The following is a 26,410-nucleotide window of genomic DNA, read 5'->3' on the forward strand; positions in this document are numbered from 1 at the left end:
GAGAAGGGTCCGGCCGGGGGAGCGCCGACAGATCAGCGCGAGAGGGTGAGGACACCCACGGCGCAACCGTGCTCGTCGACGACGGGCAAGGATCCGAGCTGCAGGTATCGCATCGCGTGCTCCGCTTCGACCATCGTGGTCACGGGCGAGGGGAACGGTCCTGCGTCGCCGAGGATGTCCCGCAGGCGGACCCGGTCCGTGTAGGCGGAGCTGTCGCGGACGCCGGTGAGCTGGGCCTGAGTGATCAGGCCCGTGCACCGGCCGTCCTCGTCGATGACGAGCAGGTGCCGCGCATGGGCACCGGCCATGACGGACAGGGCCACCTCCACCGTCATGTCGTCCCAGACCTGCGGTCCGGGCGCGTCCATGGCGGAGACCACAGTCCTGGTGGCGGAACCCGCCGGGTGCGGCTGCATCTGGACCAGCGTCAAAAGTGCCTCCTGCGGAAGTGGGTGAGGGGTCTGGTCGCGGAAGTTCTAGGCCGCCGCGTCGAAGACGGACTGGCGCTGAGCCGTGCGGCGCGCCGTCTGGCGGGTCCGGCCGTTCCCGGCGGTACGGCCGCGGCGGCCACGGACGGCGGAGGCGCTGCGCCTGGGGCGCTCGGCCACCGGTGCCGTGATGACGACAGGGACGCCCGACGGAGTCCGCGCGCCGGTGATGCGGCTCAGTTCGGCCTCACCCGAGCGGACCTGGGTGGTGTGCGGGCGGATCCCGGCATCGGACATGAGACGGGTCATGCCGCGGCGCTGATCGGGCGTCACCAGGGTGACGACGAGACCGGACTCGCCGGCGCGCGCCGTGCGGCCCCCGCGGTGGATGTAGTCCTTGTGGTCGCTGGGCGGGTCCACGTTGACCACGAGGTCGAGGTTGTCGACGTGGATCCCGCGTGCCGCGACATTCGTCGCCACCAGGACCGTCACATGCCCCGTCTTGAACTGGGCCAGGGTCCGGTTGCGCTGCGGCTGCGACTTTCCGCCGTGGAGGGCGGCGGCCCGTACACCGCTGTTCAGCAGATGGCCGGTGAGCTGGTCGACGGCATGCTTGGTGTCCAGAAACATGATCACCCGGCCCTCTCGGGCCGCGATCTCGGTCGTCGCCCGATGCTTGTCCGCACCGTGCACATGGAGCACGTGGTGCTCCATCGTGGTGACCGCACCGGCGGACGGGTCGACGGAGTGGACCACCGGGTCGGTCAGGTACCGGCGGACCAGAAGGTCGACGTTGCGGTCCAGGGTGGCCGAGAACAGCATCCGCTGCCCGCCGGGACGCACCTGGTCCAGCAGCGCCGTAACCTGCGGCATGAAGCCCATGTCCGCCATCTGGTCGGCCTCGTCCAGGACCGTGATGTCGACCTGGTCCAGGCGGCAGTCGCCCCGCTCGATGAGGTCCTTCAGCCTGCCCGGCGTCGCGATGACGACCTCTGCCCCACCACGCAGCGCACTGGCCTGCTTGCCGATCGACATCCCACCGACCACGGTGGCCAGCCGCAACCGCACGGAGCGGGCGTAGGGAGTGAGCGCGTCGGTGACCTGCTGCGCCAGCTCCCGGGTAGGCACCAGCACCAGGGCCAGCGGCTGCCGGGGCTCGGCCCGCCGGCCGGCCGTACGGGCCAGCAGCGCCAGGCCGAAGGCGAGGGTCTTGCCGGATCCTGTGCGCCCGCGGCCGAGTACGTCACGGTCCGCGAGGGAGTTCGGCAGGGTCGCCGCCTGGATCGGGAACGGGACGGTCACGCCTTCGGTGACGAGCGCGGCCAGCAACGGCCGGGGCATGTCGAGGTCGGCGAACGCCTCGACGGCGGGCAGCGCCGGGGTGAGCGTCACCGGCAGGGCGAACTCGCCCTGGGGCGCGGCGGGACGGCGCCCGTGGCCACCGGAACGGCCCGGAGTACGGGAGCGGTTGGAGGCCGGGGCGCCCGAGCGGCTGCCGCCCTTTCCGGAGTAGGAACCGGCGGTACGCGTGCGGGTGGAACGGTCGTTCGTACGTGTGCGGTTCATGCAGAACCTTCCTCGAAGCGGCACGTACCAAGGAATTTCTGCGGAATGAACGGCGCAGAGAATCGCAAGAACGGGCCAACATGCGAAAGCGGACCGACCGGCGAGGGAATTCTCGGGTCGAGGCGCTGAAAATGGGTGGCGCCATCCGGTGCGGAGAGACCGGGCGCCGAGTACGGGAAGCTCTGGACGGACTGGGGGTCCGGAGCCTCGAGTGGAGCATCCGCCGTACTGAGGGGCTGCGGAGCTCTCGCAATCATGCCGCCGGTGAAATCGCCGCGGCGTGACAAAGGGGCTGTGCCCTGAAGTGGAACGAGCTGGGGCCCGCACCCAAGGTGCGGGCCCCAGCTACGAACTGTGCGCGTCAGCGTCAGGCGGGAACGATGTTCTCCGCCGTCGGGCCCTTCTGGCCCTGCGCGATGTCGAAGCTCACCTTCTGGCCTTCGAGCAGCTCGCGGAAGCCCTGGGCGGCGATGTTCGAGTAGTGGGCGAACACGTCAGCGCCGCCACCGTCCTGCTCGATGAAGCCGAAACCCTTTTCCGCGTTGAACCACTTCACGGTGCCAGTAGCCATTATTGAATCTCCTTCGGGGCAGTGCATCGGACTCCGCACTGTGCGGAGTCCGTGTCGCCGCGATGATTGCCCTGCCCGCGAAATGACGGGAAATACAAAAGAACTCTCGGTGGCTTGTGAAGCCGGTGAGGGCGCTTGAAGCTCTGGGAACCACAACTGCAACTGATGTCGACAGTAGCACGCCTGTGATCGGCTGTGCGCGGCGAATAATTTAGCTCCGTCTGTGGCGTCAGAAACCTCATCAGGTGCTGCGTCGATTTCTCATTTCACGGGCACAGATATTGGTTGGTCCGGAACACAGCGTCGGCTCGAGGGGCGGTCCTTCAGCTGTTTGGTGAGACCCGTCCGGCAGGCCCCGGACCACCGCCGAGGGCGTGGCAGGGCGCGGCGCCGGGGCAGCGGCCGCGTACACGAAAGCGTCGGTCCTTCAGGCCACGCAGGGCCTGAAGGACCGACGCTTCGCGATGGCCGGCGCTGTGACCGGAAATGATCAGCGGTTCGGTGCTGACTTGCCGGTTGAATGTGACGCTCAGCCGCCCTGCCCGTGAGCCACCTCGTCCTCACCGGCCACGACCAGGCCGGGCAGGTACTCGGCCATCTCCTCGCGCGCCTCGGCCGTGAGTCCCGCGTCCGTCACCAGCGTGTCCACGTCCGACAGCCGGGCGAACGAACTCAGGCCCACCGTGCCCCACTTGGTGTGGTCCGCGACCACCACGACGCGCCGCGCGGCCTCCACGAGCCGGCGGTTCGTCTCCGCCTCCGCGAGATTGGGCGTCGACAGACCCGCCTCCACCGAGATGCCGTGCACGCCGATGAACAGCACGTCGAAGTGGAGCGACCGGATCGCCTGATCCGCGACCGGCCCGACCAGTGAGTCCGACGGCGTGCGCACACCGCCGGTGAGCACGACCGTCGCGGCCCCCGGCCGCGGGCCGCCCGCCGGGCCCGTGCCACGGGCCGAGTGGAAGACGTCCGCGACACGCACCGAGTTGGTCACCACCGTCAGGTCGGGCACGTCCAGCAGATGGTGCGCGAGCGCGTACGTCGTGGTGCCGCCCGACAGGGCGATCGCACTGCCCGGGACCGCGAGCCGCGCCGCCGCCCGTGCGATGTCCTCCTTGGCGCTCAGCTCCAGCGCCGACTTGGCCTCGAACCCCGGCTCGTGCGTGCTCGCCTCGACGACCGGCACCGCTCCGCCGTGCACCTTCTCGACGACGCCCTGGCGGGCCAGGGCGTCCAGGTCGCGGCGCACCGTCATGTCGGAGACGTTCAGCCTGCGGGTGAGTTCGTTGACCCGCACGCCGCCGCGCCGTCGGACCTCGTCGAGGATCAGGGCACGCCGCTGCTCCGCGAGCAGGTTCTGGTTGTCGCTCACCGCCGGGGGACCCGTCCTTCCGTGTCGTCGCCGCATCGGGTCGCAGCGCCTGTCGGCCAGGGTTCCTCATCCTCGCACGCGTCCCTGAGGCCCGGCTCGGGGAGATTCCGTAAGTGCCGTGCGGCGCACGGTCATGATCCGGGATTCTGGTCACGAAACGCAGCACGGCCGCGCACCCGCCGTTCCGTTCACCCACCCTGCGACGAGAGAGCGAGTCACCTCAGTGTCCCCTGCCACCCCGGCACCGCAGGGCGAAGGGCCCGCGCTGGAGCTGCTGGTCCACGGCGTCGGCGGAGCCACTCCGCAGGACATGCTCAAGGACCCGCGCACCGTCCGGATCACCGGCGACGACAAGGCCGCCGTGCACCGGCGCGCCGACGACGCCGAGGCCGAGCAGCACCCCGAGGAGTACCTCGACCGGCCCGTCCCCGAGGCGTACTGCTGGTCCAACCTCACGTCCGGCAACGGTGCGCGGGCCCTGTGGCTGCTGTTGCTCCCGTTCATGGTCGCCAACCTCGCCCACTGGATGCGTCCCAAGGCGAAGGGCAGCCGGCGCACGACCCGCCTGTACGGCGCCCTGGTGCGGCTCGTCGCGCTGAGTCTCACGATCCTTCTGACGGCAGCGGCCTGCGAGGTCGCGCTGGACCTGCTGGCGTGGCAGTGCGCGGGCTCGGCCGCGTGCAGCGGGGAACGGGCCTGGCTCGGATTCCTGTCGGCCGAGCGGGGCGGCTGGTGGTCCCAGCCCGGTCGGCGGCTGGCGCTCGCGGCCGTGGTGCCCGCCGCGCTCGTGGTGCTGCTGTGGTACCTGTCCAACCGCACATGGAGCGCGTACGAGTCCCAGCGGCCGCCGACCGCCGCCGACGGGTGCGTCGCCGGCGTCGACTCCGGTCACGGTGACAGTGTCGGCTCCCGCGACGGTGACGACTTCCACGGCGATGAAGACTCCGACGACGGCGACGAGTCCGACGAGGTGTCCCACCACGAAGAAGGGGGCGGCGCGCAGGCCCCCGGGCCGCGCCGGCCCTTCGTGCGGCCCGCGCTCGGCAGGCCCGGCTTCTGGTACGGCCGCAGGCTCGTCGCCCGGCTGCGCGCCGCGCACACCGCGGCCGGATTCCTGACCGTCGCCGCCGCGGTGGCCGGCGCCGCGGCCCGCCACGACCGCTCGGCGGACGACACCCTGCTGAAGGCCTGCGGCGTACTGCTGGAAACCGCGCTGGCCCTCGCAGGCGCAGCGGTGCTGTGGGTGGTGCTGCGCAGGGGGCGCAGCGAGAGGCGGGTCGACGCGCGGCTCGACCGGACCGCCGTACGGTATCTCCCGGGCGCCGCCCTGGCGTTGCTCGCCCTCGCGCTCCTCTACGCCGCCTGGTCCCGGCCCTCATGGGAGTCGGCGGCGACGCTCCCCGGCGACGTCACCTTCCGTGTGATCGCCCTCGCCCAGGGCGCGCTCGTCGTCGCCCTCGCCGTGGTCGCCCTGCGGCTGCACCGCCGGGCACGCCACCCCCGCGCCGTGCTCCACGGCTTCGGCGGGCCGGCCGTCGCCATGCTCGCCTGCGCGCTCGGCGGCGTGATGACCGGCGGCGTGGCCCAGCGCGTCGCCGACTGGCTCGACGGGCCCGGCACGCCCGGCATGGACGAGCACGGCGCCATTCCCGGCCCGCCCGTCCTGCTCAGCTGGCAGGCCGCTGTGATACCGGTGCTGCTGATCGTGCTGCTGCTGCCCACGCTCGCCCTCGCCGTACGGACCTGGGTCCTCGGGCGCCGCCTCGGCCCCGTCGTCGAGGCCGAGTACCGCGAGGACCAGCCTGATCCCGTCCGCACCCGGCGCATCGCCGGCACCCGCGCCCGGGCCCGACTGACCGACGACGCACCCCTGTTGGTCGGCCTCCTGGCCGGGGCCACGCTCCTGCTCGGCATCGGTGCCGTCGTCGGCGCGTGGGTGAGCGGAGAAGTGCCGGGCCGCGCGTTCGGCGACAGCGATGGCCTGACCGAGTCCACGGCCGAGGCCGCCCAGGCGCTCGGCTCCTGGCTCGTCGGGTTCGGTTTCCTCCTGTTCGTCACCATGGGGCGGCGCGCCTACCGCGACGCGTCCGCCCGGCGCACCATCGGCATCCTGTGGGACGTCGGCACGTTCTGGCCGCGCGCCGCCCACCCGTTCGCGCCGCCCTGCTACGCCGAGCGGGCCGTGCCCGACCTCACCTGGCGCATGTGCACCTGGACGGAGCGCACCGGCGGGCGGCTCGTGATCTCCGGACACTCCCAGGGCAGTGTGCTTGCCGCGGCGGCCGTGTGGCAGCTGCCGGAGGCCACCCGCCGCCGCGTCGCCCTGCTGACGTACGGATCACCGCTGGAACGCCTCTACGGCCGCTGGTTCCCCGCCTACTTCGGACCGGAGGCGCTGCGGGAGCTCAACAGCCAGATGGACTGCTGGCGCAACCTGTGGCGGACCACCGATCCCATCGGCGGGCCGGTGCTGGTGCCCGCCGCCGACGGCCATCCCGACGTCGACCGCGACGCGCTCAAGGACCCGCTGGTCCACGGCCGTTCGGGCCGCTACCCGCTGCCCGAGCCGATCCTCGGGCACTCCGACTACCAGGCCGACCCGTCGTTCGCCAAGGAACGCGCGCATCTGCTCGACCGGCTCACCCCCGTCGTGCCCGCTCAGGCCAGGGTCGAGCCCTGACCGGGCTGCGAGGCTGTCCGGCCCGATCCGCCGGACAGCCCCTCAGGGCAGGTCCGGCAGATCCTCGGAGTAGAGCAGGCTCAGATCGTCGGTGCTCATCTCGACGAGCTCCGCCACCCGCACCGCGTGCCGCTCCACCATGGACTCGAACGTCTGCCGCGCGGTACGGCCGTTGCCGAAGGCCGGTCCCTTCGGCAGCGCCGTGAAGTACTTCAGCAGGGCCTCCGCCGCTCCCTCGCCCAGCCGGTACTCGTGCTCCTCGGCCTGCTGCTCGACGATCCGCAGCAGTTCCTCCGGCGCGTAGTCCGGGAACCTGATGGTCCGTGAGAAGCGCGATGCCACCCCGGGGTTGACGTTCAGGAACCGCTCCATCTCGGCGGTGTACCCCGCGACGATCACCACGACCGCGTCCCGGTGATCCTCCATCAGCTTCACCAGGGTGTCGATCGCCTCCTTGCCGAAGTCGCGGCCGGAGTCCTCGGGCGACAGCGCGTACGCCTCGTCGATGAACAGCACACCACCGCGCGCCCGTTCGAACGCCTCCTGGGTGCGGATCGCCGTCGAGCCGATGTGCTCGCCGACCAGGTCCACCCGGGACACCTCGACGAGATGGCCGCGCTCCAGGACCCCGAGCGAGGCCAGGATCTCGCCGTACAACCGGGCGACCGTCGTCTTGCCGGTGCCGGGGGAACCGGTGAAGACCAGATGGCGGCGTACGGAGGCGGCCTTGAGCCCTGCCTCCTGGCGGCGCCTGCCCACCTCGATCATGTTCGTCAGGGTGCGCACCTCGCGCTTGACGCTGTCCAGGCCCACCAGCGCGTCCAGTTCACCGAGGACGGCTCCGGAGCTGCGCGCCGGCTCGGCGGCGGGCGCGGCCGACCCCGCTCCTTCGCCGACGGCCGGGGGAGCGGCGCTCCGGGCGGCGGGGAGGGCCGAGAGCAGGCCGGGGGACTGCGGGGCGGCGGGCAGCACGGCCATGGCGGCGCCGGGCCGCACCGTGCCGCTCTCGTCGCTCGTGCAGTCCTCCACGATCGGTCCGTCGTCCTCGCCGAACTCGTAACCGCCGCGCGCACAGCGCTCGGTGCGGCAGCGGCTGAGCATCGTGCGGCAGCCGTCCATGATGTGGAAGCCGTAACCGCCGCTGCCCGTCACCCGGCAGTCGCGGAAGGTGCCCCGGCCCTCTGCCGACACGTAGAAACCGGCCTCGGCGGGCGAGGTGACCGTGCAGCGCTCGATCAGCGGGTCCGCTCCCTTGGTCACGATCACGCCGGTCTGCGCCGCGTCGATCGTGCATCCGTTCAGCGTGCCGCCGCTGCCGTGGTCACGGAACCAGGCGCCGGTGGACACCTCGCGGATCCGGCAGTCGTCGAGCTGGGCGGTGGCGCCGTCGCTCACGGAGACCGCCGTGTTGCGCACCTGGGAGAGATCGCTGTCGACGACGTCGGCGCGCGAGCCGCGGTCCAGGACGAACAGGGCGTCCGGGACGTCGTGCACACGGCAGGAGTCGAGCACGGCGGTCGCGCCGTCGCTGACCCAGACCGCCGGGTAGTCGCCCGTACTGTCGTGGATCTCGCACTGGTTGGCGTCCACCCGCGTGCCCGGGTCCCACACGGACAGGCCGTTGCGCCCGAAGCGGCGCACCGTCGAGCGGGTGAGCGTGAGCACGGATCGGGACCGCAGGTCGATCGCGTTCTCCGGGATGTCGTGGATGTCGCAGTCGGAGAGGGTGAGCACCGCATCCGTGTCGAGCGTGACACCGTCCGAGGTGGTGCGGTGCACGGAGGAGTCGGCCAGATGCGCGGTGGCTCGCGACGCGATCTGCACCCCGCTGCCCTTGACCTCGTAGATCTCGCAGCCGACGGCCTCCAGGCCGGTGCCCTCACCGGTCACGGTGACGCCCGCGCCGGAGGCGTGGTGGACCCGGCACCGGTCCAGACGAGGGTGGGCCCCGCCGCGCACCGACACCCCCGACTGACCGGCGGCGACCACCTCGCACTCCTCGAACACGCCGCTCGCGCCGTCGAGTACGGCGATGCCGACACCGGCCGGGTTGTCCACGGTGCAGCGGCGCACCGTGGGCCGTGCGGCACCGCGCACCTCGAGTCCCGCCGCCGAACGGGTCACGATCCGCAGGTCCGTGAGCTCCGGTGTGCCGTCCTCCACGAGCAGCGCGGGGGCCGCGGAGTCCTGGCCCTCCACATGAAGGTCCTGGACGGTGGCGGACGCGCGCACGGTCAGCGGCACTCCGTCCACGGGCGCGATCCGCACCGAGCCCACCGCACCCTCGGGCCCGCGCAGCGTCACCGCCCGCTGGACCACGAGATTCTCGCGGTACGTTCCCGGGGCCACGGTGAGGACGTCGCCGTCGCCGGCCGCCTCCAGAGCAGCGGCGAGGGACGCGTACTCACCTGTGCGGCGCCGCCACCGCGATGTGCCGGTGTGCGTCACCTGGACCGAGCCCTGTGCCATGGCGCTGCTTAGCCCCCACCTCGTGTTTTCGTGCAAAGCCGCGCCGCTGACGGGGACGCGTCCCGCCCCCCGCGTGGGGGTCGCACCACCGTAGCGCGCGCGGCGGACGGGAGTTGACGGGACCGGGAGTCAGCTGCCGGCACCGGCCCGTCCCCAGTCCGGACCCACCGCGGCCCAGGCCCGGTCCAGGTCCGCGAATCTGCGCCGCACCAGCCGCCAGAGCACGATCCGTCTGGCACATTCGACGAGCAGGCCGAGGGCCAGGGCGGCACCGATCCCGGCGAGCGTCGCGTGCACCCGGGCCGTGCCGGGCTCCATGGGGCGGGGGACCATGCGGCCAAAGCCGTCGGTCCAGACCGTGAACGTGGCACCCGTGCGTGAGGACCGCAGACCCGTCGTCAGGCTCCCCGTGCGCCGGGTGCCGTCGGGGGCCGTCCATTCGGCCGCGACCGCTCGGCGCTGCTCGCTCGCCGCGGTGGACTCGGGGGCGAAGGCCGCGGGGCCCGCCACGGTGGCCGGTCCCAGGACCGTGGCCGTCGTGGCGTGGCGCTGCTGGCGCTGGATCCGCACGGACTGCCGCAGCGACTCGTCCGTCAGCGTGCCGGTGATCCAGCCGACGACCGGGGCGGCCGTGACGAGGAGAAGCGCCGCGACGAGGGCCACCCACGCCTCGGCGAGGTCCGTCGCACGGCGCAGGGGATTGTGCCGCCAGCGCCAGATTCCCGCGGCTGCTCGCACTGCTCGCCACCCCCTTCTGTGTCCGTGATAGCCCGATACGGCACGGAACAAGCGCGGGTCGTGCGAAGAGAGAGCAACGTCACCCCCTCCCGTCGGCCCCCGTGTCCGTCGCGAGGATGTCCTCGCGACGGGTCCAACGCAGGGCGCTCCGCGAAGGGTTCCCGCCGGGCGGCGATTTCCACGGAACGGGTGCCGGAGGGCTTTGCGGGGTGCCCGAGGGAGGGCGGACCGAGGGCAGTACGGCGACGTGCGCCCCCGGCGCGCGGGCACACTCGGGCGCGGGGTCGCTCCGGCAGAGTGCCCCGGCGGCGCCTCGGCGCACGGCCAACACCGTTGGTGGAGCGCCCCGTTGCACGGGAACCCCGGCCGACGAGTCGGCCGGGGTTCCACCAGTGGTCTCCCCGCATTCCCCCGCGGCTCTGCCACCTTGCGCCGGGTGCGGTGCGCTCCCTGCCGTGGCGTGCCGCGTCGCGGCAGGCCGGAGGGGCGCCGTCACCGGCCGCCGTCACTGTGCCGTCAGTACCCCCGTCCCTGGTACGGGCGGTTGTACGGGTCGTCGTACGGCGCGGGAGAAGGCGCGGGCCGCGGCGCGGCCGGGCGCATCGCCTCGTACCCGGTGGCGACCGGCCGCGGCGGCTGCGGCTGGCCCTGGTACTGCGGGCCGGGGTACCCGCGGGGTACCGACGCCTGCTGCGGGATGTACGGCGCGGGCGCGTGCTGCAGCGGTACAGGCTGCGGCGCATGCTGCGGGTAGCCGTAGGCAGGGGCCGGTGACGGTGACGGTGCCGCCGGGAGGGCGGGCAGGGCCGCGGGGAGCGCCGGCAGGTAGCTGCTGCCGGTGTCGTACGCGGCGGGCACTCGGATCGGCGCGATCTGAGGCGTGCCCCGCTCCGCGACCAGAGAGTCGTAGATCGGGGTGTCGGGGAACGACGGCGCGGAGTAGTAACCGCCGCCGTAGGTGGCGCGGGGGGAGGTCATGGCACATAAGTTAAGCCCACGATGTGCTGGTTGGGGAGCCCGATAAGCGGGTTGTTTCGACAGCTCTGAGTGACCACGGATCCTCAATTCGAGCGAATCAGGTAAAAACGGTCGCCCCAGCGTCTCGCTTTCGTGTAAAGGGCAAGCGTAGAGAGGGTTACCGGCGGGTCGGGCTCGATCGGGCGGATGTATGCGGAATAGGTTGACGATGAATGAACTTCCGGGCGCAGGAACCGAACCGGTGATGGGGGCGGTCATGTCGATGCTCAAGGGAGCCAACACCGCGGTGCAGGCGCAGCGCGTCCGCGTCGAACTGGGGTGGCGGCCGGGGCCGGGCGTTCCGGACATCGACGCCTCGGCGCTTCTCCTGGCCGGCGGAAGGGTCCGCTCCGACGCCGACTTCGTCTTCTACAACCAGCCCGCGCACGCCTCGGGAGCCGTGCGCCACGAGGGGAAGCGGACCGGCCAGGGCGCCGCCACCGACGTGGTCGCCGTCGATCTCGACCGTGTCGAGGCCGGAATCGACCGGATCGTGCTGGCCGCGTCGGCCGACGGCGGCGCGTTCGGCCAGGTGCCCGGGCTGCACATTCGCGTCCTGGACGCGGCGTCCGGCGCCGAGCTGGCCCGTTACGACAGTAAGGACGCCACCGTCGAGACGGCGTTCGTGCTCGGCGAGCTCTACCGGCGCCAGGGCGCGTGGAAGTTCCGCGCGGTCGGCCAGGGGTACGGCACCGGACTCGAGGGGCTCGCCACGGACTTCGGCATCACTGTGGACGAGCCCCGGCGCCCGGCGGCGCCCGCTGCGGCCGTGCCGCCGGCGCCGGCCGCCCCGGCGCCCGTCGCCGCCTCGCCCGTCGCGGCTCCGCCGCCTCCCGCCCCGCACGCAGCGCCTCCCGCCCCGGTACGGCTCACCAAGATCACCCTGACCAAGGAGGCCCCGTCCGTCTCGCTGACGAAGCAGGGCGGCACCTCGGGCGCGATGCGCGTGAACCTGAGCTGGCAGGTGCGCAAGCAGTTCCAGGGCTGGGGCGCCAAGCTCGGCCGCGCCGTCGCCATGCACGGCGACCTCGACCTCGACCTGTGCGCCCTGTACGAACTCACCGACGGACGCAAGGGCGTTGTCCAGTCCCTGGGCAACGCCTTCGGCGCACTGCACCAGCCGCCGTACATCCACCTCGACGGCGACGACCGCACCGGCGGCACACCCGGCGAGAACCTCACCATCAACCTCGACCACAAGAGCGCCCTGCGCCGGGTCGTGATCTTCGTGACGATCTACGAGGGCGCGCGGAGCTTCGCCGACCTCGACGCGACGGTGACCCTGCAACCCCAGCACGGCGCCGCCATCGACTTCTCCCTCGGCGAGTGCACCGTGCCCTCCACGGTCTGCGCCCTCGCCCTCATCACGAACACCGGATCGGACCTCGTCGTCCAGCGTGAGGCCCGCTTCCTCCTGCCCGACCGGGGCGTCAGCCCCCAGCGCACCGTCGATCACGCCTACGGCTGGGGCATGAACTGGACGCCGGGCAGGAAGTGACGCCCGCCCGACGGGTGTTCAGCGGTCGGGCGCGGCCTCGGGCCGGGCGTAGGTACGCCCCTTCCAGGCCGCACCCCGGCCCCGGTGGTGCTGCACCGCCGAGTCGACGGTCATCAGCAGGTAGAGCAGCGCGGTGAACGGCAGCGTGGGCGCGAGCAGCAGCGGCTGGCGGTAGTAGCGAAGCATCGGCGCGTACGTCCCCGCCATCACCGCCCAGGCGAGTCCGGCCGCCCACGCGGCCACGGGGTCGCCCGCCGCCGTCGCGGCCGCCAGCACGACGGGCGGCGCGAGATACACCAGGGCGAGCCCCGCGACTGTGGCCACCAGCACCAGCGGGTTGTGCCGCAGCTGCGCGTACGCGCTGCGGGACACCATCCGCCACAGGTCCGCGAGCCGCGGATACGGGCGCACGCTGTCCACCCGCTCCGCGAGCCCCAGCCAGATCCGGCCGCCCGCGCGCCGCACCACGCGCGCCAGCGAGACGTCGTCGATCACCGCGTGCCGGATCGACGCCGGGACGTTCGCCCGCACCGCGGTGGCGGTGCGCAGCAGGACGCACCCGCCGGCCGCGGCGGCCGTCCTCGCGCCGGCCGAGTTGATCCAGCGGAAGGGATAGAGCTGGGCGAAGAAGTAGACGAACGCCGGGACCACCAGGCGCTCCCAGCCGCTCTCGACGCGCAGCCGCGCCATCTGGGACACCAGGTCGTACCCACCCGTGCCCGCGTCGCCGCTCCCGTGGGCCGCCGCCACAAGCTTGCGCAGGCTGTCCGGCTCGTGGGCGATGTCCGCGTCCGTCAGCAGCAGGAACTCCGGATCGTTCGCCCGGGCCAGGGCGATCCCGTGCCGCAGCGCCCACAGCTTCCCCGTCCAGCCCGGCTCCGGCTCGCCCGGGGTCACGACCCGCAGCGGCAGCCCGCCGTGCCGCTCGGCGAGCGAGCGCGCGACCTCGCCGGTGCCGTCGCCGCTGTTGTCGTCCACGAGCACGATCTCCGCGCGGCCCGGATACCGCTGGCCGAGCAGGGACGGCAGGCTGCCCGGCAGGACGGCGGCCTCGTCCCGCGCGGGCACCACGACGGCGACGTCCGGCCACACGGCGGGCGCCTGCCGCCCGGGCAGGCGCTGATCGGTGCGCCAGAAGAAGCCCTGACCGAGCAGCAGCCAGCACCACGCGGCCAGCGATCCGAGGGCGGTCCACGCAAGGGCGCTCATGCGCCGCAGTCTGCCCCACGCCGGCGGGCCCGCGGCGGCGGTCGACTATGGTGACCGGGTGAAGATCGCGCTCATGGACTCCGGACTCGGCCTCCTCGCGGCGGCCGCCGCCGTACGCCGACTGCGGCCCGACGCGGATCTGGTCCTCTCATCGGCTCCCGACAGCATGCCCTGGGGGCCCCATACGCCCGACGAGATCACCGAACGCGCGCTCGCCGTGGCCCGCGCGGCGGCAGCCCACCGTCCGGACGCCCTGATCATCGCCTGCAACACCGCCTCGGTGCACGCTCTGCCCGCGATCCGTGCGGAGCTGGAACCGGACCTCCCCGTCGTGGGGACCGTGCCCGCGATCAAGCCCGCGGCGGCAGGCGGCGGCCCCGTGGCCATCTGGGCCACCCCGGCGACCACGGGCAGCCCGTACCAGCGCGGACTCATCGCGGACTTCGCCCACGCCGTCGACGTCACCGAGGTCCCCTGCCCTGGTCTCGCCGACGCCGTCGAGAGCGCCGACGAGGCGGCGATCGACCGGGCGATCGCCGCAGCGGCGGCCATTACGCCGCCTCACGTCGGCGCCGTCGTCCTCGGCTGCACCCACTACGAACTCGTCGGTGAACGCATCCGCGCGGCCGTAGCGGCCGACGGTGACGGGGGCGCCCTCGCCCTCTACGGCTCCGCGGACGCGGTCGCCGCCCAGGCCCTGCGCCGCAGCGGTGCCGCCCTCGCACCCGATGCCGCGCCGAGCGGCCGGATCACGGTCCTGCTCAGCGGCCGGGAGTCCGAGCTGTCCCCCGCCGCCCTGGCCTACGCCGAGGGGCGCCTGCTCCAGGCGGTCACCCCCGCGGTCTGACGGCGCCCGCCACCGGCGCGCCGGCCCGCCGGTGATCATTACCCTCCGTCACGCCCGGACCGTGCTGTGTCCGCCGATGCTGGGTACGCTCCAGACATGAGGCACCATCTCCGCCACATGGGGCCCGGCATCGAGCCCCTTCCCGAAGTCTGGACCGGCCGAGCGACCAATCGCCTGCAGTGGGTGCTCGCGGCCGCGGGTGCGGGCTGCCTCGCGCTCGGTATCAAGCTCGCCGTCTCGGCCGACTGGGAGACGGGCATCACGGCCCTGTTGATGGCGGTGATCGGCTGCGTCGCGGCCGGCCTCCTGGTGCTCTACGGAACGCTTGCCTTCGTCCGCCTGGAAGTGACCATCGACCAGGAGGCCCTCGAAGTGCGCTGCGGCCATGTGGGCCTCCCGCGCAAGCGCATCCTCCTCAGCGAAGTCGTGAAGGCGGACTACGACCCGAAGATTACCCCGCATCAATGGGGCGGCTGGGGCTGCCGCTGGCGTCCGGAGAAGGGGACGGCGTGGGTCGTGCGGCGCGGCGAGGGAGTGGTCGTCACGCTGGCGGGCGGCGACACGTTCACGGTGACCGTCGACAACGCCGCGACGGCCGTGCGCGTCCTCCGGGACCGCCTCAGCCGGTCGAACAGCGGCCCCGTGCCGCACGTCTGAGCCGGGCCGCCCCAGGCCGAGCACGGTCGTGCCGTCCCCGTCGCGCACGGTGACCGCACTGCCGGGCACACAGGGCACCGCCGTAGACTCCGGCAGGTGAGCGTCACCATCACCCCACTCGACACCCCGCAGCCCGCCCGCGCGGCCGGCCGCCCGCTGATCCGGCGGTTCGTACGGCCCGGAGCCGCGGCCCTGTCAGGGGTGCTGCTCTACCTGAGCTTCCCGCCGAGGCCCCTGTGGTGGCTGGCTCTCCCCGCGTTCGCGCTGCTCGGCTGGACCTTGCGCGGACGGCGGCCGCGGGTGGCGCTGGGCCTCGGCTACCTGACCGGCCTGGGCTTTCTGCTCCCCCTGCTCCTCTGGACCGGCGAGGAGGTCGGCGCGGTCCCGTGGCTGGCGCTCGCCGCCGTCGAGGCGCTGTTCGTCGCGGTCACCTGCGTCGGCATGGCGGCCGTCTCGCGCCTGCCCGCGTGGCCGGTGTGGGGCGCGGCGGTGTGGATCGCCGGAGAGGCGGCCCGCGCCAGGGTGCCGTTCGGCGGCTTCCCCTGGGGGAAGATCGCGTTCGGACAGGCGGACGGCCTCTTCCTGCCGCTGGCCTCCGTCGGCGGCACGCCCGTGCTGAGCTTCGCCGTCGTCCTGTGCGGACTGGGCCTGTACGAAACGGTGCGGCAGGTGGCGGCGCGCCGCCGCACCGGCAGTGTGCGGCGCGGGGCGGCGGCCGCCGCGCTGCTGGCTCTCGTACTGCCGCTCGTGGGAGCCCTGTGCGCCCGGCCGCTCGTCGACGACGCCGCCGAGGACGGCACCGCGACCGTCGCCGCCATCCAGGGCAACGTGCCCCGCCTCGGTCTCGACTTCAACGCCCAGCGCCGGGCGGTCCTCGACAACCACGCGCAGCGCACCGAGCAGCTGGCCGACGATGTGGCGGCGGGCAAGGCGCCGAAGCCCGACTTCGTGCTGTGGCCGGAGAACTCCTCCGACCTCGACCCCTACCGCAACGCCGACGCCCGCCTCGTCATCGACGACGCCGTCAGGGCCATCGGCGTCCCGACCGTCGTCGGCGCCGTGGTCACCCCGGAGACGGGCACGCTCCGCAACACGCTGATCGAGTGGGACCCGCGCCGGGGCCCCGTCGACACCTACGACAAGCGCCACGTCCAGCCCTTCGGGGAGTACATCCCGCTGCGTCCGATCGTACGGATCTTCAACTCCGACGTGGACCGCGTCAGCCGCGACTTCGGTCCGGGGCACGAGGTCGGCGTCTTCGACCTGGCGGGGACGCGGGTCGGGCTCGTCACCTGCTTCGAGGCGGCGTTCGACGACGCGGCCCGCGACACGGTCACCCATGGCGCGCAGCTCATCTCCGTCCCCAGCAACAACGCCACCTTCGGCCGCAGCGAGATGACCTACCAGCAGCTGGCCATGTCGCGCGTGCGGGCCGTGGAGCACAGCCGGTCCGTGGTCGTCCCGGTGACCAGCGGCGTCAGCGCCGTGATCATGCCGGACGGCGAGATCGTCCAGGAGACGCGCATGTTCACGCCCGACGCGCTCGTCGCCGAGGTGCCGCTGCGCTCGTCCCTCACGCCCGCCACCCGGCTCGGCGTCTGGCCCGAGGTGGCGCTGCTGCTCCTCGCGGCCGCCGCAGTGGGCAAGGCCGTCACCGATGCCGTACGCGAACGGCGCGAGCGCTCGGCCGCCGCAGTGGAGCAGGGCGCCGGCGTCTGACCTCTCCGGTCGACGCCGGGGGCCGCCCCGTTAGGGTCGCGGGCATGGGCACGCCTGACTTCATCCGCGAGATCCGGGTCACCGCAGGCCACCAGCTGCTGCTCCTGCCGGGAGTGAGCGCCGTCGTACTCGACGACGAGGGGCGCGTGCTGCTCGGCAGACGCGCGGACACCGGCAAGTGGTCGATCGTCGGCGGCATCCCGGAGCCGGGGGAGGAGCCGGCCAGGACCGCGGAGCGCGAGGTGTTCGAGGAGACGGCTGTACGGTGCGTCGCCGAGCGGGTCGTGCTCGTGCAGGCGCTGCCCGATCCGGTCACCTACCCCAACGGGGACCGCTGCCAGTACATGGACATCACCATGCGCTGCCGGGCGGTCGGCGGCGACGCCCGGGTCAACGACGAGGAATCGCTCGAGGTGGGCTGGTTCTCGATCGACTCGCTGCCGGAACTCCAGGAATTCGGCCTGTTCCGGATCAAGCAGGCGCTGACCGAAGGACCAGCATGGTTCCACCCCACCATTGAGCAGTGAAGTATGGGAGCTGACCACATCGGTGGGGCAGTGATCGCTGCCTAGGGTGCACACATGACCGCGCCCATCACCTCAGGTCCCGCAGAGCCCTCCGTCTCCCTCGACCTCGGCGGCCGCACCGCCCTGGTCACCGGTGCCGCGGGCGGCATCGGCCACGCCTGCGCGCTGCGGCTCGCGGCCGCGGGCGCGAAGGTCAGAGCCGTCGACCGCGACGCCGAGGGGCTGGCGGCGCTGGTGGAGCGGGCCGACGGACTCGCCGGCGCCGTCGAGGCGCGGGTGCTCGACCTCACCGACCTCGACGCCGCCGAGGCCGTCGCCGCGGGCGCGGACATCCTCGTCAACAACGCCGGACTGCAACTCGTCCGCCCCATCGAGGAGTTCCCGCCGGACGTCTTCCACACTGTGCTCACCGTCATGCTGGAAGCGCCGTTCCGCCTGATCAGGGGCACGCTGCCGCACATGTACGCGCAGGGCTGGGGGCGGATCGTCAACATCTCCTCCGTACACGGGCTGCGGGCCTCCGCCTTCAAGTCCGCCTATGTGGCCGCCAAACATGGTCTGGAGGGCCTGTCCAAGACGGCGGCCCTCGAAGGCGCGCCCCACGGAGTGACGTCGGTGTGCGTCAATCCGGGCTATGTGCGCACGCCCCTGGTCGAGAAGCAGATCGCCGACCAGGCGGCCGCACACTCCCTGCCCGAGGAACGCGTCCTGACCGACGTCCTCCTCAAGGACTCGGCGATCAAGCGCCTCGTCGAACCGGACGAGGTCGCCGAGGCCGTGCTGTACCTGTGCTCGCCGCAGGCCGCGTTCATCACCGGCACCTCCCTGGCCCTCGACGGCGGATGGACCGCCCACTGACGGCGGGCGCGGCCGCCGAGGGCGGCCGCCCGGTTGTCCACAGGGCTGGCGCGACCCCGCCCGCGCCGGGTAATCCTGTGTCCATGTCCCTGGATCAAGCCGCCTACCTGGAGCTCCTCGCCCGCGGCGCCGCAGCCGAGGCCTACGACAGGCCCGTGCTCCTCGCGCGGGCACACGGCGCCGACGCCGAGTCGCTCGCCGCTGTCGAGCACGCCAAGCAGCTCGCGCTGCGGGTCCGTGCCGAGCTGGAGGGCCGCAGGCGGCGCGAGGCGGAGCTGTCCGCGCTCTTCGAGACGGCGCACGACCTGGCCGGTCTGCGCGACCTCGACGCCGTGCTGCGCGCGATCGTGCAGCGCGCCCGTTCCCTCCTGGGCACCGAGGTCGCCTACCTCAGCCTCAACGACCCCGTCGCCGGCGACACCTACATGCGGGTCACCGAAGGGTCGGTCTCGGCGCGTTTCCAGCAGGTCCGGCTCGGCATGGGGGAGGGCCTCGGCGGCCTCGTCGCGCAGACGGCCCGCCCCTATGTGACCGACAGCTACTTCGACGACGCCCGGTTCGAGCACACCGGGCCGATCGACGCGGCGGTCAGAGACGAGGGGCTGGTCGCCATCCTCGGTGTGCCGCTGACGCTCGGGAGCCAGGTCATCGGCGTGCTGTTCGCCGCGGACCGCCGCGCCCGCGTCTTCGAACGGGAACAGGTCGCGCTGCTCGCCTCGTTCGCCGCACACGCCGCCGTGGCCATCGACACGGCGAACCTGCTCGCCGAGACACGGTCCGCCCTGTCCGAGCTGGAGCGGGCGCACGCGATCATCCAGGAGCACAGCGGCGTCATCGAGCGCGCGTCGGAGGTGCACGACCGGCTCACCGAACTGGTCCTGCGCGGCGGCGGTGTCGACGACGTGGCCGCCGCGCTCTCCGAAGTCCTGGACGGCACGGTCGAGTTCACCGAGCACGGCCCACAGCTCACCGCGGCGGACGGCCGCGCGGGCCGCCGCGGCGACGACTGGGTCGCCGAAGTCTCCGCGGGCGGCGAGGTGTTCGGCGCCCTCGTGCTGCGCGGCCACCCCGACCTCGCCCCCGTCGACCAGCGCACCCTGGAGCGGGCCGCCATGGTCACCTCGCTGCTCCTGCTCGCCCGGCGATCGGCGCACGACGCCGAACAGCGGGTACGGGGCGAGCTGCTGGACGACCTGCTGGACGCGCCGGACCGCGACCCCCGCCTGCTGCGGGAGCGTGCGGCACGGCTCCGCGCCGACCTGGACCTGCCCCACGTCGTGCTGGCCGCGCGGATCGACGGCCACCCGGACACCGGCTCCGCGGCCGGCCCCGAGTCGGCCGCGCGGGAGAGTGCGGACCGGCAGCGGCTGTGGTCGGCCGCCTCGCACCTGGCCGCGACCCGTTCCGGCCTCGCCGCGGCCCGGGACGGCGGCACGGTCCTGCTCCTCCCGCTCGGCCCCGACGACACCCCGGCCTCCCTCGCCCGCCAGACCGCCCGCCAACTGGCGGGCACGCTGCGCGAGTCGGTGACTGTCGGGGCCTCGTCCCCGGTGGCCTCCCCGGCCGGCGACCCCGCTCCGATATCCGGTGCCTACGACCAGGCGCGGCGCTGCCTGGACGCGCTGCGCCTGCTCGGCCGCTCCGGACAGGGCGCGGCCGCCGAGGACCTGGGCTTCCTGGGGCTGCTGCTGGCCGACCCCGGCGACATCGACGGCTTCGTGCACCGCACGATCGGCGAGGTCGTCGCGTACGACAGACGCCGCGGCACGGACCTGGTCGGCACCCTTGACGCGTACTTCGCCAGCGGCATGAGCCCGGCCCGTACGAAGGACGACCTCCACGTCCATGTGAACACCGTCGCCCAGCGGCTCGAGCGCATCGGCCGGCTCCTGGGACCCGACTGGCAGACGCCCGCCCGCGCCCTGGAGATCCAGCTGGCCCTGCGGCTGTACGGGATGTCCTCGGCGGTGGCGCCCCGGGAATGAAGCCGGCGGCTCGCCCGCCGCTCTTGCGGCTGCCGGAGCGCGCCCTGCCCATGAAGTCCCTCCTTGCGTGCCCCGCACACGAAGCCCGTCTGCCTGGAGCCTGCGCCGCACATGAAGCCGCGCGGGACCGATGTGGTCCCGCGCGGCTTCATGTGCGGTGGGGGCGCTGCTCAGGCGGTACGGGCGGCATCCGCCGAAGGGGAGGACACGGAGTCCGCGGCGCCGTCGGAGCCGGGCTCCACGTCGTTGAGGTTCCGGTGCCTGGTCTCCTTGGCGCATGCGATGGCCACCACGGTGAGCAGGGCGGCGGCGATGACGTACAGGGCGATCGGCGTCGACGAGTGGTAGTCGGCGAGCAGGGCGGTCGCGATGAGCGGCGCGGGGGCTCCGGCGGCGACGGAGGAGAACTGCGCGCCGATGGACGCCCCGGAGTAGCGCATGCGCGTCGCGAACATCTCGGAGAAGAACGCCGCCTGGGGCGCGTACATCGCGCCGTGCAGCACCAGACCGACGGTCACGGCCAGCAGCAGCGAACCGAAGCTGCCCCGGTCGATCAGCGCGAAGAAGGGGAACATCCACGCGCCGACGCCGATGGCGCCGATGAGGTAGACAGGCCGGCGGCCGATCCGGTCCGAGAGCGCACCCCAGAGCGGGATCGTCGCGAAGTGGACGGCCGAGGCGATGAGTACGGCGTTGAGGGCGGTCTGCTTGCTCATCTCCACCGCGGTCGTCGCGTACACGAGGATGAACGCGGTGATCACGTAGTAGCTGATGTTCTCCGCCATGCGCGCGCCCATGGCGACCAGCACATCGCGCCAGTGGTGGCGCAGCACGGCGACGAGCGGCATCTTCTCGACCTGACCGGCGGCTGCCTTGCGCTGCTCGGCCTGGGCCAGGGCGGCCTTGAAGACAGGCGATTCATCGACAGAGAGACGAATCCACAGGCCGACGATCACGAGGACACCGGAGAGCAGGAACGGGATCCGCCATCCCCACGAGGTGAACGCGGCGTCCGAGAGCAGTGCGGTGAGCGCGGAGAGCACGCCCGTCGCGAGCAGCTGCCCGGCAGGCGCGCCGGTCTGCGGCCACGACGCCCAGAAACCTCGCCGGTCGGCGTCCCCGTGCTCGGACACGAGCAGGACGGCCCCGCCCCATTCGCCGCCGAGGGCGAAGCCCTGCACGAGGCGGAGGACGGTGAGCAGCACGGGCGCCGCGGTCCCGATGGTCGCGTGCGTGGGCAGCAGCCCGATCGCGAACGTGGCCCCGCCCATCATCAGCAGGCTGAGCACCAGCAGCTTCTTGCGTCCGAGCCGGTCACCGTAGTGCCCGAAGACGAGCGCCCCGAGCGGCCGGGCGGCGAAGCCGACCGCGTAGGTGAGGAAGGACAGCAGGGTGCCGACGAGCGGGTCGGACTCGGGGAAGAAGAGCTTGTTGAACACCAGCGCGGCGGCCGAGCCGTACAGGAAGAAGTCGTACCACTCGATGGTGGTGCCGATGAGGCTCGCGGCGACGATGCGCTTGAGCGAGTTCGGCGCTGGTGGAGCGGTTTGTGCGGCGGCCATGAACACCACTTCCGGACGGTTGGGCGGGGACGATTCCGTGTCGCCACACCGTAGAAACACGCAGGTCACGGGCACATGTGGTGGGACACCATAGTTCTGGGCGCTGGGGTGCGCGCGGCCACCATGAGGGCGGTGTCGGGGCTCCGTGACGGCCTCGACGAGGCCGCGAAGGGGGCTGTCCGAGTTGCACTGTTCGGGCATGATGTGGAGGTGCCGTGCTGACTCCCGTGCTGGTTCGGTGCTGACTGCGCAGCGTAGAAGTCCGGCATGTATTGCCGATCGGGCCCCGAGGTCGCCCGAGGAGATCGATCCGATCCTTGAGCAGGTCATGGACCACGGGTCGTTCGGGACCAGTCGACCTGGTGACTGCTTGCTTTGCGGGTCAGCGCGGAGTCCGCGCGGCGGCCGCGACGGTGAGGCAGAACAATGCGGGGGCGAGTCTGCGGCCCTGCCGTGTCGCGTTGGAGTCGGTGAAGCCCTCGCGGTGGCCAGACAGAAGGGTGGCAGCCGGCTCGATGTCGCGCGCCAGGCCATGGCCGTCGAAGGCGCGGGCGTGTTCCTTCGCCGCGGCCACCAGGCTCGCGTCGAGGAGAGGACCGGCCGTCGTGACCGCGGTCCGGAGCGTCATTGTCGCGGCCGGGCCGTCGGGGTCCCTGCGGATCTCGGCGATGGTGCCTGCGCCCACCGAGGGGTCGATGGCGGCTATCCTCATGCCCAGCGTGAAGGCCAGCGCCGCGGCGACATCGGCGTCGCGCTTCGGGTCGTAGTCCTTCTCGTGCTCCGGGTGAGCATGGAGGAAGTCGTCGATGGCCGCCCTCCACGCACGCTGGTGGGCGACCCTGGCGAATCCGGCCGGGCCCGGTGGTATCAGTCCGGTGGTCCGCGAGGCATGCAGTGAGGTGACCGACAGACCGGCTTCCTCGAGCAGGGCCAGCCACGGCGGCTCGGGCAGGTCGAGAATGGACGGGTCGAACAGCGGATCGTTGACCTGCAGCGGCCGCTTCAGCTGTGCTTCCCGCAGCTTCCGCTGGAACTTCACCAAGGCCGCGGCCTGCTCTCCGAGCGCGATGTGTTCGTGTTCGCTGGTCCGGACGCATGTTCCCGGCCGCAGGGCAAGCGCCTCGCGTACGGCGGCGATGCCGACCTCTGATCGCCAGGAGACGTGGGCGGGCTCGGCCGGGACGTGCACCTGGGGCAGTGTCATCAGCCGCGCGAGCGTCTCCGCACTGCCCAGGCGTCGGGCCGTTGCCCGGCAGGCGAGGTCGGCGACCGCGGTGACCGGAGCTCGTTCGGGAAGGCCGGCCACCCAGTCCTGTGCGCGCTCGCGAGCAAGCGCTGCGGTGACGTCGGCCGCGCCCCCGGCGTATCCGGTGTACCCCAAGCAGAGGGCCAGCAGTACGAGTTCGTGGTCGGCTGGGGTGACGTCGGCCGCGGTGAGAGTCCGCAGGCCGATGCGGAGGGCGTCGGCCGGAGTGAGGTCGTGGGGCAGCTCGGTCTCGATGGCCGCGAGCGCCCGCACGGCATCGGCCGCGCGGTGGGATTCCCGGGTGGGTTCGGGCAGCCGCTCACGGAGGTTGATGCCGGCAACGGATCGGTGCTCGGCGAGTGCCTCGGCAGGATGGAGGCCCAAGGGGAGCGCTTCCATGCACCGCTCAGCGGTAGAGAGGTCCGCGGACAGTTCCAGGAACAACCGCGGGGTGTCGATGGGCACATCCAGCCGGTTGCTGAGCGCGAGCATGCGCTCCAGCAGCTCCGCGACGGCGGGCCACTGCCGGTTCTCGCGCAGTACGTCCAACCAGGCGTCCCGCGCGTTGGCGAAGGACGCCTCGCCCTTCGGGGACTTGCCCCTGCACATGCCCAGGAACAGAAGGTCAAGCGGATCGCACTTCGAGTGCCAAGGCGGGGCCGTTCCGGCCTGCAGCCGGGTGACGACCTCGGCATAACCCATGAACAGCCCGGCGGCCGACGACAGTTGCCGACCACGAACGGAGCTGAGGACCTGCTCCAGCCGCTCGTCCTGTGACGGCGTCCTCGCGCGAGTGCCCGCCCGCGACGTGTTCCTGACTTCCTTGCGGCTCCTGCTGGCCCTTCCCACCTCGAGTTCCTCTCACGTTTGTGCGGCGCTCGGCAGCGTCGGTTTGTGGTCCGGCTCGTCCCTGACGCGACCGGACCTGTCGCCGGCTTCGTCGTGGCCGAGCGCCCTTTGCCGAGGAGCTTCGTACCAAGGGCACACATCACCCGGCCGGCCAGCCGTAGGCGGTGCGGGGGAGGCCGGTCAGGCGGTCGAGGGCCGGCGGGCGCACCCCGATGGCCGCTGCGCGGTCTGCCCAGGCCGAACGCCCTGTGCGGAGCGTTGCCGGGCCGGTGGCGGCCGCGGCGTGCGCGGCACGGATTCTGAGCACCGCGACGACCGCGGCCAGCTCCTCGGGGGTGGGCCGCCCGTACAGCACTTCGATGGAATCCATGGGATGCCTACTCCTGATGCCGGAAGACGTGTGTCATGGTGCGGCGGCCGCCTGGCAGGCCCAACACCTGTCCTACAGGGGGATGTTGCCGTGCTTCTTCGCAGGAAGAGCCTCCCGCTTCGTGCGCAGCGCTCGCAGGCCGCGGACGATGTACTGACGTGTCCTGGACGGCCTGATCACCGCATCGATGTCGCCGCGTTCGGCACTGGTCGAGGGGTTGAGCAGTGTCTGGGCGTACTCGGCCATCAACTTGGCCCGCCGTTCCTCCGCCACGGCAACTCCGCTGTGGTCAGCTGTGGCCGGCTCGTGCGGAAAGAGGGGAGCCATGGCGGTGTGGGGGCCGGCCGCAGCGATCTGTGCGGTGGTCCAGGCCACGCAGAGATCGGCGCCCAGGTGCTTGGTGCCCATCACGTCGTACGCGCCGCCGTACGCCTTGCGGGTGATGACGGTGACGAGGGGGACCGTGGCCTCACCGTAGGCGTATATCAGCTTTGCCCCGCGTCGGATGATGCCGTTGTGTTCCTCAGCGACTGTGGTGAGGAAACCTGGAACGTCGACGAACGTCAATATCGGCACGTTGAAGGCGTCGCAGGTCCGAACGAATCTGGCTGCCTTCTCGGAGGCGTCGATGTCCAAGCATCCGCCGAAGTGCAGTGGTTGGTTGGCGACCACGCCGACCGGGCTGCCCTCCACCCGGCCGAAGCCGGTCATGATGTTCGGGGCGAACAGTGGCTGCGTCTCGAGGAACTCCCCGTCGTCGAGCACGGACTCGAGGATCTGCCGCATGTCGTAGGGCTGATTGGCGGATCGGGGAACGACCGTGTCCAGCTCCAGGTCCTCGGTGCAGTGGTCCCGGGTCACCTCGCAGGGATGCACCGGCGGCTCGTCACAGTTGTTCGACGGGAGATACGACAGCAGAGCCCTGACATACTCGAGGGCGTCTTCCTCATCGCCCGCCATGTAGTGCGCGACGCCGGAGGCGGCGGCATGGGTGCGTGCGCCGCCCAGCTCTTGAAGGCCGACATCCTCACCGGTGGCCACGGCGATGGAGTCTGGCGCAGCGGTGAACATGCACGAGGTTCCCTCGGTCATCACCGTGAAGTCGGTCAACGCGGGTGAAAACACCGCGCTGCCGACGCATGCGCCGAAGACGAGCGAGATCTGGGGCAGCACGCCCGAGCAGTGCACATGGCGGCGGAAGATTCCGCCGTAGACGCCGAGGGCGCTCGTCCGGTCCCCCCAGCCGGCCAGCCCGGCATCATGGATGGCAACGACTGGACAGCCGGTCTTGAGCGCGAAGTCGATCACCTTGACGATCTTCCGGGCCGGCGCCTCGTCCAGAGCGTCACCGGGAACCGTGCAGTCGACCGCATAGACGGCCACCCTCCGACCGTCGACCGTGCCGTACCCGGCAACCACCCCACTGCCGCGCGGGCGGCCGTCTCCCGGTCGCGCGGCCGCCTCCTCCAACTCCAGGAAGGAGGATTCATCGACCAGCTGCTCCACGCGTTCCCGGGCGGTCGTCCTTGCCCCTTGGTCCGCGCCCTCGACGCTCCAGTGATCAACGGGTTTCTTGCGCACCGCAGCGCCACGGTGGTCCTTGTTCTCGGCGGCCATGGGCGCCTCCTTTTTTGGCGAGCGGGTGGGTGACAGGTGGGTTCTTCCAGGGCACAGCGAGACGGGTAGGCAGGGATCCGACGCTGCAGGACTCCCTTGGGCGGTGGGGTGGCCGCGGCCCGTCGGCGGTGAGGCCGTACCGGACGAGGGCCGGCGCCGAAGCTGCTTCGTAGGCACTGCCGGCGGTATGCGGGGTCAGAAGGGGTCATGGCACGCCTTGAGTGTGTGGCGCGGCAGGACGCAGGAGGCGGCATGGTCGAGGCGTCGCTGATTACGCGAGTGTAGTGATTGTTGAACGATTCCTCAATCCTTTCCTCGTAGGTGGCGCCAGTGATCCGCGTTCGTCTTCGGCGGCACGGACTCCACTGCGGTCCGCACGTGCCTGTGAGGGCGGCTGGCCAACGGGGGCGTTGCTCAGTTCACTGCCGTCGCCCCCCACTCCGGGGTGCCTCGCTCGCGAAGCGGGCGGCAGTGTCTGACGCCTGGAGGGGGTGCCTGGGAGCGGCTGCAACCTCAGGGCGAAGCCCTTGACAATCGGTGAATTGCCTGCTAATCCAGAAAAAGGATTGTAGAACGATCCCCGGAAAAGGTAGGCGAAAGTCGGGACTCGCGAGTGCGTGAC

General features: G+C 72.1%; 20 protein-coding genes. 8 read left to right on the forward strand and 12 right to left on the reverse strand.

The genetic code is table 11. The features are described 5' to 3' along the window. Nucleotides 1–32 precede the first annotated feature (32 nt). The 4 genes from QFZ82_RS34275 to QFZ82_RS34290 all read right to left on the reverse strand — a co-directional run bounded on the left by QFZ82_RS34275 (nucleotide 33) and on the right by QFZ82_RS34290 (nucleotide 3,940). Complete coding sequence (locus QFZ82_RS34275) at nucleotides 33–431, reverse strand: CBS domain-containing protein (protein WP_307716821.1); 399 nt, start codon at nucleotides 429–431, stop codon at nucleotides 33–35. 45 nt (nucleotides 432–476) lie between these two features. Continuing rightward, nucleotides 477–1,994: a DEAD/DEAH box helicase gene (locus QFZ82_RS34280; protein WP_307716822.1), complete on the reverse strand. Its 1,518-nt coding sequence runs from the start codon at nucleotides 1,992–1,994 to the stop codon at nucleotides 477–479. Between the two features lie 367 nt (nucleotides 1,995–2,361). Then, entirely contained in the window at nucleotides 2,362–2,565 is a 204-nt protein-coding gene (locus QFZ82_RS34285) for a cold-shock protein (protein WP_004986771.1), read from the reverse strand. 529 nt (nucleotides 2,566–3,094) lie between these two features. Beyond that, nucleotides 3,095–3,940 carry a DeoR/GlpR family DNA-binding transcription regulator gene (locus QFZ82_RS34290; protein ID WP_307716823.1) on the reverse strand — a complete coding sequence of 282 codons (846 nt, stop codon included), beginning with the start codon at nucleotides 3,938–3,940 and terminating at the stop codon, nucleotides 3,095–3,097. A gap of 223 nt (nucleotides 3,941–4,163) precedes the next feature. Between QFZ82_RS34290 and QFZ82_RS34295 the strand changes: the two genes are divergently transcribed. Further along, nucleotides 4,164–6,620, forward strand: a complete 2,457-nt coding sequence (locus QFZ82_RS34295) for a hypothetical protein (RefSeq protein ID WP_307716824.1) — start codon at nucleotides 4,164–4,166, stop codon at nucleotides 6,618–6,620. Between the two features lie 42 nt (nucleotides 6,621–6,662). Here the strand turns inward: QFZ82_RS34295 and QFZ82_RS34300 are convergent, their stop codons facing one another. From QFZ82_RS34300 to QFZ82_RS34310, 3 genes are all read right to left on the reverse strand, one after another. Beyond that, a complete protein-coding gene (locus QFZ82_RS34300; protein WP_307716825.1) occupies nucleotides 6,663–9,089 on the reverse strand; it encodes a right-handed parallel beta-helix repeat-containing protein in 2,427 nt (808 codons plus the stop codon). A 129-nt stretch (nucleotides 9,090–9,218) separates the two neighbouring features. Next, entirely contained in the window at nucleotides 9,219–9,827 is a 609-nt protein-coding gene (locus QFZ82_RS34305; protein ID WP_307716826.1) for a hypothetical protein, read from the reverse strand. Between the two features lie 516 nt (nucleotides 9,828–10,343). Beyond that, nucleotides 10,344–10,805: a DUF6643 family protein gene (locus QFZ82_RS34310; protein ID WP_307716827.1), complete on the reverse strand. Its 462-nt coding sequence runs from the start codon at nucleotides 10,803–10,805 to the stop codon at nucleotides 10,344–10,346. 256 nt (nucleotides 10,806–11,061) lie between these two features. On the opposite strand from QFZ82_RS34310, the gene QFZ82_RS34315 reads away from it, so the two are divergent. Next, nucleotides 11,062–12,342 carry a TerD family protein gene (locus tag QFZ82_RS34315; protein ID WP_307716828.1) on the forward strand — a complete coding sequence of 427 codons (1,281 nt, stop codon included), beginning with the start codon at nucleotides 11,062–11,064 and terminating at the stop codon, nucleotides 12,340–12,342. 18 nt (nucleotides 12,343–12,360) lie between these two features. Here the strand turns inward: QFZ82_RS34315 and QFZ82_RS34320 are convergent, their stop codons facing one another. Continuing rightward, nucleotides 12,361–13,551: a glycosyltransferase gene (locus tag QFZ82_RS34320; RefSeq protein WP_307716829.1), complete on the reverse strand. Its 1,191-nt coding sequence runs from the start codon at nucleotides 13,549–13,551 to the stop codon at nucleotides 12,361–12,363. On the opposite strand from QFZ82_RS34320, the gene QFZ82_RS34325 reads away from it, so the two are divergent. The 6 genes from QFZ82_RS34325 (at nucleotide 13,550) to QFZ82_RS34350 (ending at nucleotide 20,144) form a co-directional block, all read left to right on the forward strand. Continuing rightward, nucleotides 13,550–14,398, forward strand: coding sequence for a glutamate racemase (locus QFZ82_RS34325; RefSeq protein WP_307716830.1), 849 nt, complete (start codon nucleotides 13,550–13,552; stop codon nucleotides 14,396–14,398). The genes QFZ82_RS34320 and QFZ82_RS34325 overlap by 2 nt on opposite strands. A 96-nt stretch (nucleotides 14,399–14,494) precedes the next feature. Next, a complete protein-coding gene (locus tag QFZ82_RS34330; RefSeq protein ID WP_307716831.1) occupies nucleotides 14,495–15,055 on the forward strand; it encodes a hypothetical protein in 561 nt (186 codons plus the stop codon). 96 nt (nucleotides 15,056–15,151) lie between these two features. Beyond that, nucleotides 15,152–16,774 carry an apolipoprotein N-acyltransferase gene (gene lnt, locus QFZ82_RS34335; RefSeq protein WP_307716832.1) on the forward strand — a complete coding sequence of 541 codons (1,623 nt, stop codon included), beginning with the start codon at nucleotides 15,152–15,154 and terminating at the stop codon, nucleotides 16,772–16,774. Nucleotides 16,775–16,818: 44 nt separating this feature from the next. Beyond that, nucleotides 16,819–17,301 (forward strand): NUDIX domain-containing protein, encoded by a 483-nt coding sequence (locus QFZ82_RS34340; RefSeq protein WP_307716833.1) that lies wholly within the window; start codon nucleotides 16,819–16,821, stop codon nucleotides 17,299–17,301. A gap of 54 nt (nucleotides 17,302–17,355) precedes the next feature. After that, nucleotides 17,356–18,159: a 3-hydroxybutyrate dehydrogenase gene (locus QFZ82_RS34345; RefSeq protein ID WP_307716834.1), complete on the forward strand. Its 804-nt coding sequence runs from the start codon at nucleotides 17,356–17,358 to the stop codon at nucleotides 18,157–18,159. Nucleotides 18,160–18,242: 83 nt separating this feature from the next. Next, nucleotides 18,243–20,144: a GAF domain-containing protein gene (locus tag QFZ82_RS34350; RefSeq protein ID WP_307716835.1), complete on the forward strand. Its 1,902-nt coding sequence runs from the start codon at nucleotides 18,243–18,245 to the stop codon at nucleotides 20,142–20,144. 170 nt (nucleotides 20,145–20,314) lie between these two features. Here QFZ82_RS34350 and QFZ82_RS34355 read toward each other — a convergent pair whose 3' ends face one another. The 4 genes from QFZ82_RS34355 to QFZ82_RS34370 form a co-directional block, all read right to left on the reverse strand. After that, nucleotides 20,315–21,706 (reverse strand): MFS transporter, encoded by a 1,392-nt coding sequence (locus QFZ82_RS34355; protein ID WP_307716836.1) that lies wholly within the window; start codon nucleotides 21,704–21,706, stop codon nucleotides 20,315–20,317. 382 nt (nucleotides 21,707–22,088) lie between these two features. Then, nucleotides 22,089–23,801, reverse strand: coding sequence for a hypothetical protein (locus QFZ82_RS34360; protein ID WP_307716837.1), 1,713 nt, complete (start codon nucleotides 23,799–23,801; stop codon nucleotides 22,089–22,091). A gap of 139 nt (nucleotides 23,802–23,940) precedes the next feature. Beyond that, a complete protein-coding gene (locus QFZ82_RS34365; RefSeq protein WP_307716838.1) occupies nucleotides 23,941–24,171 on the reverse strand; it encodes an acyl-CoA carboxylase subunit epsilon in 231 nt (76 codons plus the stop codon). Between the two features lie 72 nt (nucleotides 24,172–24,243). Further along, nucleotides 24,244–25,788 carry an acyl-CoA carboxylase subunit beta gene (locus QFZ82_RS34370; protein WP_307716839.1) on the reverse strand — a complete coding sequence of 515 codons (1,545 nt, stop codon included), beginning with the start codon at nucleotides 25,786–25,788 and terminating at the stop codon, nucleotides 24,244–24,246. Between the last annotated feature and the right edge of the window lie 622 nt (nucleotides 25,789–26,410).

Source organism: Streptomyces sp. V4I23 (assembly GCF_030817975.1).
In the GTDB taxonomy this organism is placed as follows: Bacteria; Actinomycetota; Actinomycetes; order Streptomycetales; family Streptomycetaceae; genus Streptomyces.